The organism is Streptomyces sp. NPDC046985 (assembly GCF_040644415.1).
In the GTDB taxonomy this organism is placed as follows: domain Bacteria; phylum Actinomycetota; class Actinomycetes; order Streptomycetales; family Streptomycetaceae; genus Streptomyces.
In genome coordinates this window covers 100,850-108,895 of sequence record NZ_JBEYWK010000012.1, presented here as the reverse complement: position 1 = coordinate 108,895, position 8,046 = coordinate 100,850, and the positions used below count along the sequence as shown (strand labels likewise).

The 8,046-nt window shown below is 72.9% G+C and carries 9 protein-coding genes and 3 tRNA genes; 9 read left to right on the top strand and 3 right to left on the bottom strand.

Going from position 1 to position 8,046, the window contains the following annotated elements:
* Window positions 1-21: 21 nt before the first annotated feature.
* The 3 genes from ABZ861_RS17415 to ABZ861_RS17405 all read left to right on the top strand — a co-directional run bounded on the left by ABZ861_RS17415 (window position 22) and on the right by ABZ861_RS17405 (window position 288).
* A tRNA-Glu gene (locus ABZ861_RS17415) sits at window positions 22-94 on the top strand.
* 21 nt (window positions 95-115) lie between these two features.
* Window positions 116-187, top strand: a tRNA-Gln gene (locus tag ABZ861_RS17410).
* 28 nt (window positions 188-215) lie between these two features.
* Window positions 216-288: transfer RNA gene (locus ABZ861_RS17405), tRNA-Glu, on the top strand.
* Window positions 289-448: 160 nt separating this feature from the next.
* Here ABZ861_RS17405 and ndgR read toward each other — a convergent pair.
* The gene (gene ndgR, locus ABZ861_RS17400; protein WP_361630718.1) at window positions 449-1,165 is read right to left on the bottom strand and encodes an IclR family transcriptional regulator NdgR; all 717 of its coding nucleotides are present in this window, start codon (window positions 1,163-1,165) and stop codon (window positions 449-451) included.
* Between the two features lie 189 nt (window positions 1,166-1,354).
* Between ndgR and leuC the strand changes: the two genes are divergently transcribed.
* The 4 genes from leuC to ABZ861_RS17380 all read left to right on the top strand — a co-directional run bounded on the left by leuC (window position 1,355) and on the right by ABZ861_RS17380 (window position 4,677).
* Window positions 1,355-2,785, top strand: a complete 1,431-nt coding sequence (gene leuC, locus ABZ861_RS17395) for a 3-isopropylmalate dehydratase large subunit (protein ID WP_361630715.1) — start codon at window positions 1,355-1,357, stop codon at window positions 2,783-2,785.
* A 5-nt stretch (window positions 2,786-2,790) separates the two neighbouring features.
* On the top strand, window positions 2,791-3,384 hold the full coding sequence (leuD, locus tag ABZ861_RS17390; protein WP_361630712.1) for a 3-isopropylmalate dehydratase small subunit: 594 nt from the start codon (window positions 2,791-2,793) through the stop codon (window positions 3,382-3,384).
* Between the two features lie 326 nt (window positions 3,385-3,710).
* Window positions 3,711-3,941, top strand: a complete 231-nt coding sequence (locus tag ABZ861_RS17385) for a hypothetical protein (protein WP_361630709.1) — start codon at window positions 3,711-3,713, stop codon at window positions 3,939-3,941.
* Window positions 3,942-4,077: 136 nt separating this feature from the next.
* The gene (locus ABZ861_RS17380; RefSeq protein ID WP_361630706.1) at window positions 4,078-4,677 is read left to right on the top strand and encodes an HU family DNA-binding protein; all 600 of its coding nucleotides are present in this window, start codon (window positions 4,078-4,080) and stop codon (window positions 4,675-4,677) included.
* 246 nt (window positions 4,678-4,923) lie between these two features.
* On the opposite strand, the gene ABZ861_RS17375 is transcribed toward ABZ861_RS17380, so the two are convergent.
* On the bottom strand, window positions 4,924-5,127 hold the full coding sequence (locus ABZ861_RS17375) for a hypothetical protein (protein ID WP_361630703.1): 204 nt from the start codon (window positions 5,125-5,127) through the stop codon (window positions 4,924-4,926).
* Between the two features lie 70 nt (window positions 5,128-5,197).
* Window positions 5,198-5,836: a 2-phospho-L-lactate guanylyltransferase gene (gene cofC / locus ABZ861_RS17370; RefSeq protein ID WP_361630700.1), complete on the bottom strand. Its 639-nt coding sequence runs from the start codon at window positions 5,834-5,836 to the stop codon at window positions 5,198-5,200.
* A gap of 152 nt (window positions 5,837-5,988) precedes the next feature.
* On the opposite strand from cofC, the gene ABZ861_RS17365 reads away from it, so the two are divergent.
* The gene (locus ABZ861_RS17365) at window positions 5,989-6,828 is read left to right on the top strand and encodes a lysophospholipid acyltransferase family protein (protein WP_361630697.1); all 840 of its coding nucleotides are present in this window, start codon (window positions 5,989-5,991) and stop codon (window positions 6,826-6,828) included.
* Window positions 6,825-8,006, top strand: a complete 1,182-nt coding sequence (locus tag ABZ861_RS17360; protein ID WP_361630694.1) for an NAD(P)H-dependent glycerol-3-phosphate dehydrogenase — start codon at window positions 6,825-6,827, stop codon at window positions 8,004-8,006. The genes ABZ861_RS17365 and ABZ861_RS17360 overlap by 4 nt, the downstream gene beginning before the upstream one ends.
* The last annotated feature ends 40 nt before the right edge of the window (window positions 8,007-8,046 follow it).

Genomic DNA, 8,046 nt, shown 5'->3' with positions numbered 1-8,046 from the left:
CGTCGATGCAGGATCGCTAGGGCCCCCGTTGTGTAGCGGCCTAGCACGCCGCCCTCTCAAGGCGGTAGCGCCGGTTCGAATCCGGTCGGGGGTACTGACTGGTCTAAACCATCATTGGTCTATGGTGTAATTGGCAGCACGACTGATTCTGGTTCAGTTAGTCTTGGTTCGAGTCCAGGTAGACCAGCTCGGGCCTGCGGAAACGCAGAGTCCACGCCCCCGTTGTGTAGCGGCCTAGCACGCCGCCCTCTCAAGGCGGTAGCGCCGGTTCGAATCCGGTCGGGGGTACGCATCGACCGAAGGGCCCTCCCGTGGGAGGGCCCTTCGGCGTTTCCGGCGCGGCGCCGGGCGCCAGGCCGGTCAGCGCGCCGGGCGCCGCGCCGCTCGTCTGTCGGGGAAGCCCGGGAGCGTGCGGCGGGCGCCTCGGGGGCCGGTTCCGGCGGCGCGGTCAGCCGGTGCGGCGCAGGGCCTCGGAGAGCCGGCCGGCCGCGTCGATGACGGCCTGGGCGTGCATCCGGCCCGGGTGACGGGTGAGGCGCTCGATGGGACCGGAGACGGACACGGCGGCCACCACGCGGTTGGACGGGCCGCGCACGGGGGCCGAGACGGAGGCGACGCCCGGCTCGCGCTCGCCGATCGACTGGGCCCAGCCGCGCCGCCGCACACCGGACAGCGCCGTCGCCGTGAAGCGGGCGCCCTGGAGCCCGCGGTGCAGCCGCTCGGGCTCCTCCCAGGCCATCAGCACCTGGGCCGAGGAGCCCGCCTTCATCGTCAGCGTCGAGCCGACCGGGACCGTGTCCCGCAGTCCGGACAGGCGTTCCGCAGCGGCGACGCAGATCCGCATGTCCCCCTGGCGGCGATAGAGCTGCGCGCTCTCGCCCGTGACGTCGCGCAGATGCGTGAGGACCGGCCCGGCGGTGGCCAGCAGGCGGTCCTCGCCCGCGGCGGCGGCCAGCTCCGCCAGCCGGGGGCCGAGGATGAACCGGCCCTGTATGTCCCGCGCCACCATGCGGTGGTGTTCCAGTGCCACGGCCAGCCGGTGAGCCGTGGGCCGTGCCAGTCCGGTGGCCGAGACCAGGCCCGCGAGGGTGGCCGGACCGGACTCCAGAGCGCTCAGGACGAGGGCCGCCTTGTCCAGAACGCCGACGCCGCTACTGTTGTCCATGAAACGATACTCGCGTCTCACTCTGTGAAACGCAAGTTCAATTTTCCATGGAACGCGCCACCCTGGTAGTCACAGCGGCCCGTGGACCGGCGGGTCCGGAGACGGCCGCCCGCCCGGGGCACGGACGCCCGCCTCCACAAGATCTCTAGTAGGACCGGCGCCGCCGTGCGCCCGGCCGAAGGGAACGCGATGGGTAGGACACTCGCGGAGAAGGTCTGGGACGACCACGTCGTCCGGCACGCCGAGGGCGAGCCCGACCTCCTCTTCATCGATCTGCACCTGCTGCACGAGGTGACCAGCCCGCAGGCCTTCGACGGCCTCCGCAAGAGCGGCCGCGGCGTGCGCCGGCTCGACCTGACCATCGCCACCGAGGACCACAACACCCCGACCCTCGACATCGACAAGCCGATCGCGGACCCGGTCTCCCGCGCCCAGTTGGAGACGCTGCGCAAGAACTGCGCCGACTTCGGCGTCCGGCTGCACCCGCTGGGCGACGTCGAGCAGGGCGTCGTGCACGTGGTCGGCCCGCAGCTCGGCCTGACCCAGCCCGGCGCCACGGTCGTCTGCGGCGACTCGCACACCTCCACGCACGGCGCCTTCGGCGCGCTGGCGTTCGGCATCGGCACCTCGCAGGTCGAGCACGTGCTGGCCACCCAGACCCTGCCGATGACCCGCCCCAGGACCATGGCGATCACCGTCGAGGGCGAACTGCCCGACGACGTCACCGCCAAGGACCTGATCCTGGCGGTCATCGCGCGGATCGGCACCGGCGGCGGCCAGGGCTACGTCCTGGAGTACCGCGGCAGCGCCGTCGAGAAGCTCTCGATGGAGGCCCGCATGACCGTCTGCAACATGTCGATCGAGGCCGGCGCCCGCGCGGGCATGATCGCCCCCGACGAGACGACCTTCGCCTACCTCAAGGGCCGCCCGCACGCCCCCGAGGGAGAGGACTGGGACGCCGCCGTCGCCTACTGGCGGACGCTGCGCTCCGACGACGACGCCGTGTTCGACGCCGAGGTCGTCGTCGACGCCGCCGAGCTGTCCCCGTTCGTCACCTGGGGCACCAACCCCGGCCAGGGCGCGCCCCTTTCGGCGGACGTCCCCGACCCGGCCTCGTACGAAGACGCCTCGGAGCGCTTCGCCGCCGAAAAGGCGCTGGAGTACATGGGGTTGGAGGCCGGCCAGGCGCTGCGCTCCATCACCGTGGACACCGTCTTCGTAGGCTCCTGCACCAACGGCCGCATCGAGGACCTGCGCGCCGCCGCCGACGTCGTCCGGGGCCGCAAAGTCGCCGAGGGCGTACGGATGCTGGTCGTGCCCGGCTCCGCCCGGGTCGGCCTCCAGGCCGTCTCCGAGGGACTGGACACGGTCTTCAAGGAGGCCGGCGCCGAGTGGCGGCACGCGGGCTGCTCGATGTGCCTGGGCATGAACCCCGACCAGCTCGCCCCCGGCGAGCGCTCCGCCTCCACCTCCAACCGCAACTTCGAGGGCAGGCAGGGCAAGGGCGGCCGCACCCACCTGGTGTCGCCGCAGGTCGCCGCCGCCACCGCGGTCCTCGGCCACCTGGCCTCCCCGGCCGACCTGTCCGACGCCGAGACCCGTACGCCCGCTGGAGTCTGAGAGCCATGGAAGCCTTCACCACGCACACCGGCCGGGCCGTCCCGCTGCGCCGCGGCAACGTCGACACCGACCAGATCATCCCCGCCCACTGGCTCAAGAAGGTCACCCGCGACGGCTTCGAGGACGGGCTGTTCGAGGCATGGCGCAAGGACGCCGGCTTCGTGCTCAACCGCCCCGAGCGGCGGGGCGCCACGGTCCTGGTCGCCGGGCCCGACTTCGGCACCGGCTCCTCCCGCGAGCACGCCGTCTGGGCGCTCCAGAACTACGGCTTCAAGGCCGTGATCTCCTCCCGCTTCGCGGACATCTTCCGAGGCAACTCGCTGAAGAACGGCCTGCTCACGGTGGTCCTGGAGCAGAAGATCGTCGACGCCCTGTGGGAGCTGACGGAGCAGGACCCGGCCGCCGAGGTCACCGTGGACCTCCAGACCCGCGAGGTGCGCGCCGCGGGGATCACCGCCTCCTTCGAGCTGGACGAGAACTCCCGCTGGCGGCTGCTGAACGGGCTCGACGACATCTCGATCACCCTGCGGAACGAGGACGACATCGCCGCGTACGAGGAGCGGCGCCCGTCCTTCAAGCCGCGCACTCTGCCGGTCTGATCCGGCCCCCGGACGGCACCGGGGCCGCGCCCCCCCCCCCGCGGGGCTGCGGCCCGGGACCCCGGTCCGGGTCCGGAGCGTCGAGTTTCGGCCACCGCGCAACACCCCGGTACCCCCGATCGCCACGATCGGGGGTACCGCCGTCTCCGGGGTCGCCCGCCCCCGCCGCACGAGGGTGCGCGCGATCAACTCCCCACGTCAGAAGGGGTTTCGGCGGCGAGCACCCCGCCCGCCGCGCCGCCCGGCCGGACGCTCTGGAAGGCCGGGGGGCACGGTAGTTGCCCCCTGCGCAGGCGACAACTCGCCCCAGATGGCACAATCTGTGCATGGACGACGACGGCCAACTCGAGCTCTATACGGCGGTCGCGGTCCGGCTCAAGGAAGCGCACGGACGCGTGCGCGCACTGCAAGTCCCGGAGGGCGTACGGATGGCGCTGACCCGGAAGCTGCTGGTCATCACGGCCGCGGCCAAGCACGATCTCGCCGGTGCGGCACGGCGGCTGGAGCGGTTCACGGCCGACCTCGACGAGGGCCGAATCCCCGGCGAGGAAGGCTGAACAGCCCGCGTCCGCCGAATCCGTTGCGGCACAAGGGTGATCAGCCCGTTTCGTGTTTGATTTGCGGTATATATCTGCCTAACGTGCGAAAAGGCTTGAACACTTTCGTTCTGGCGAGGTCTCCGAAGGGGAAGACGTGAACAAGGCGCAGCTCGTAGAAGCGATTGCCGACAAGATGGGCGGCCGGCAACAGGCCGCCGACGCCGTCGACGCGGTGCTGGACGCCGTCGTGCGCGCGGTCGTGGCGGGAGACCGGGTCTCGGTCACCGGCTTCGGGTCCTTCGAGAAGGTGGACCGCCCGGCGCGCTACGCCCGCAATCCGCAGACCGGCGAGCGGGTGCGGGTCAAGAAGACCTCCGTTCCCCGCTTCCGCGCCGGTCAGGGCTTCAAGGACCTGGTGAGCGGCTCGAAGAAGCTCCCGAAGAACGACATCGCGGTGAAGAAGGCGCCCAAGGGCAGCCTGTCCGGCCCGCCCGCCGTCATCGCCAAGGCCGCCGGCAAGAAGGCCGCCACGAAGAAGGCCACGGGCGCGGCCAAGAAGACGGCGGCCAAGAAGACCACCGCGGCGAAGACGACCGCGGCGGCCAAGAAGACCGCCGCCAAGAAGACCGCGGCCCCGGCGGCCAAGACCGCCGCCAAGAAGGCCCCGGCCAAGAAGGCGACGGCGAAGAAGGCCCCGGCCAAGAAGTCGAGCGCCCGGAAGACCACCGCCAAGAAGACCGCGTCCCTCGCCTAGGGAGTGCCTCCCTGATCTTCGCGGACCCGCGGCGCCCGGCCCGGCGCCTCGCCGCCCCCGACGCCGTGAGCCGATCCGCGAGGAGCGGGCAGACATCCCCTAGCAGCGATCTTCTGAGGAGCGCGGAGGCGCCGCTCGCGCGCCGGGCCGGACTTCCGGGGGAGTCCGGCCCGCGGCGTTCCGCCCGCACGCGCCGAGGGGACTGCCGTGCGCCCTGCGCGCCGGGGGAGAGGCGCGCGGACAGGGTCAGAACGTCTGCAACGTGACCAGGGTGATGCGCAGCTCCGCGCCTTCGCCCGCCGTCTCGATCCGCACCCGTTGCCCCGGGCGCAGCAGCCGCAGGCCGCCCGCGTCGAACGCCGCCGCGCCGAACGGCACCGGGGTGCCGTCGTCCAGGAGCACCTGCCCGCTGCGGCTGTCGGGGTCGTAGGTGTACGCGGTGGCCTGCATGAACGGCAAGCCTACTGGCTCGGCCCGTCCGTGACCTCGGTTCGTACGCGACCTCGGTTCGTACGGGGGCTCAGCTCTCCGGGATCAGCAGCCGGGCGGCCGCGGCCGCCGTGCGCGGACCCACGCCGAGGGCCAGGGCGACGCGCAGGTCCTGGCCCGTGTCCACGTCCTGGCGCACCGAGTCGACCGCGCCGAGCCGCAGTTCCGCGGCGCCCGAGGCCCGGTGGCGGGCGCGGGAGCCGGCGCCGAACGACGGACGCAGCTCCCGGCCCGCGGTCGCGGCCAGCAGCGTGGTGCCGACGCCGGCCGCGTCCGCGAGGAACGCGCGCGGGAATTCACCGGCCGCCTCCAGAACCCGGGCCAGTTCCGCCGGGCGAAGCGCCGGGAGATCGGCGTTCAGGGCGGCCGCCGCGCCGTCGGGGCGCGCGGCCCGCACGGCCGCCGCGCCGTGCGCCAGCGCGGCGTTCAGGCCCGCGCCCGGCGCGTCCGGGACGATCCGCGCGCCCAGCGCCGCCAGTTCCCGTGCGGCCCGTGCGTCGTCCGTGACGACCGCCACATCCGCGACCGCCGGGCAGGACAGCGCGGCCGCCACCGTGTCCTGCGCGAACGCGAGGGCGAGGTCGGGCCGGACCCCGTCGTGGGCGGTGTCCGCCAGTCTGCTCTTGGCCTGCGCCAGGGGCTTCAGGGGAATGACCAAGGTCCACTGCACGGGCGTTCGCCCCTCTCTCGTCGAGGACATTGTCACCGGCGCATCGGAGGGCGCGCGGGCCGGGGCGTACGGTGTTCTCGACAGACCGGCGGCCTGGGGCGACACTTGTGCGGCTCCCGGCTCCAGGGGCAGTCCTAGAGGAAGGTGTCCGCGTGTCCCGCCGCAGAATCGGCTTCTGGTATCGCTTCGCAGCGGTGATCTGCAAACCGCCCCTGGTGGTTCTGATCAAACGGGACTGGCGCGGAATGGAGAATATTCCGGTCGACGGCGGATTCATCACCGTGATGAACCACAATTCGTACATCGACCCCTTCGCTTATGCGCATTTCCAGTACAACACCGGCCGGGTGCCGCGATTCCTGGCGAAGAGCGGGCTTTTCAAGAAGGGCTTCGTGGGCGCCGTCATGCGCGGCACCGGGCAGATCCCCGTCTACCGGGAGAGCACCGACGCGCTGAGCGCCTTCCGCGCCGCCATCGACGCCGTGGAGCGCGGCGAGTGCGTCGCCTTCTACCCCGAGGGCACCCTCACCCGCGACCCGGACGGCTGGCCGATGACCGGCAAGACCGGCGCCGCGCGGGTCGCCCTCCAGACCAAGTGCCCGGTGATCCCGGTCGCCCAGTGGGGCGTCAACGAACTCCTGCCGCCCTACGCGAAGAAGCCGGCGCTGCTGCCGCGCAAGACCCACCGCGTGCTGGCCGGGCCGCCGGTGGACCTGTCCCGCTTCTACGACCGGGAGATGACTCCGGAGCTGCTGAGGGAGGCGACCGAGGTCATCATGGCCGCCATCACCGGGCGCCTGGAGCAGATCCGCGGCCGCACCGCGCCCGCCGTGCCCTACGACCCGCGCCGCGAGCGCATCGAGCAGCGCCGCCGCACCCAGACGCAGAGCCCGGCGCCCGCCCCGGCCCCGACGCCGGCCCCCGCCGCCGCCTCGGCCGAGGAGGCGCCGGTGGCGCGCGAAGCCGTCCAGGAAGAGGGGCAGGGCACGTGAGCGAGCCCGTCGCGACGACCGCGTCCGCCGAACCTGCCGCACCTACCGCGTCCGCGCAGTCCGCCGAACCGGCGCAGTCCACCGCGTCCGCGCAGTCCGCCGAACCGGCGCAGTCCACCGCGCCCGCGCAGTCCGCCGAACCGGCGCGATCCGCCGGGTCGGTCGGTCCGGCCGGGCCGGTCAGGGCCGCCGTCTTCGGCGCCGGATCGTGGGGGACCGCCTTCGGCATGGTCCTCGCCGACGCGGGCTGCGAGGTCACCCTGTGGGCCCGCCGCCCCGAACTCGCCGAGGCGGTCAACTCCACCCGGACCAACCCGGACTACCTGCCCGGCGTGGCGCTGCCCGAGCGCCTGCGGGCCACCGCGGACGCCGCCGAGGCCGCCCGGGACGCCGACTTCACCGTGCTGGCCGTCCCCTCGCAGACCCTGCGCGCCAACCTCGCCGACTGGCTGCCGCTGCTCGCGCCGGACACGGTCCTCGTCTCCCTGATGAAGGGCGTCGAACTCGGCTCGGCGATGCGGATGAGCGAGGTGATCGCGGACGTCGCCAAGGCGGGCGCCGACCGCGTCGCCGTGGTCAGCGGACCCAACCTCGCCCGCGAGGTCGCCGCCCGGATGCCGGCCGCCGCCGTCGTGGCCTGCGCCGACGAGGACGTCGCCCAGCGGCTCCAGGCCGCCTGCCACACCCCGTACTTCCGCCCGTACACCAACACCGACGTCCTCGGCTGCGAACTGGGCGGCGCGGTGAAGAACGTGATCGGCCTCGCGGTGGGCATCGCAGACGGCATGGGCCTCGGCGACAACGCCAAGGGCTCGCTCATCACCCGCGGGCTCGCCGAGACCACCCGGCTCGGCATGGCCCTGGGCGCCGACCCGCTGACCTTCTCCGGACTCGCGGGCCTCGGCGACCTGGTGGCCACCTGCTCCTCGCCGCTGTCGCGCAACCACACCTTCGGCGCCAACCTCGGCAAGGGCATGACGCTCCAGGAGACCGTCGCGGTCACCCGGCAGACCGCCGAGGGCGTCAAGTCGTGCGAGTCGGTCCTCGACCTGGCCCGCCGGCACGGCATCGACATGCCGATCACCGAGACGGTCGTCGGCATCGTGCACGAGGGCAAGCCCCCGGCGGTCGCTCTCAAGGAGCTGATGTCGCGCAGCGCGAAGCCCGAGCGACGCTGAGCGACGGCGCGTCTTCAAGGCGGCCACCGGGCCCTACCAC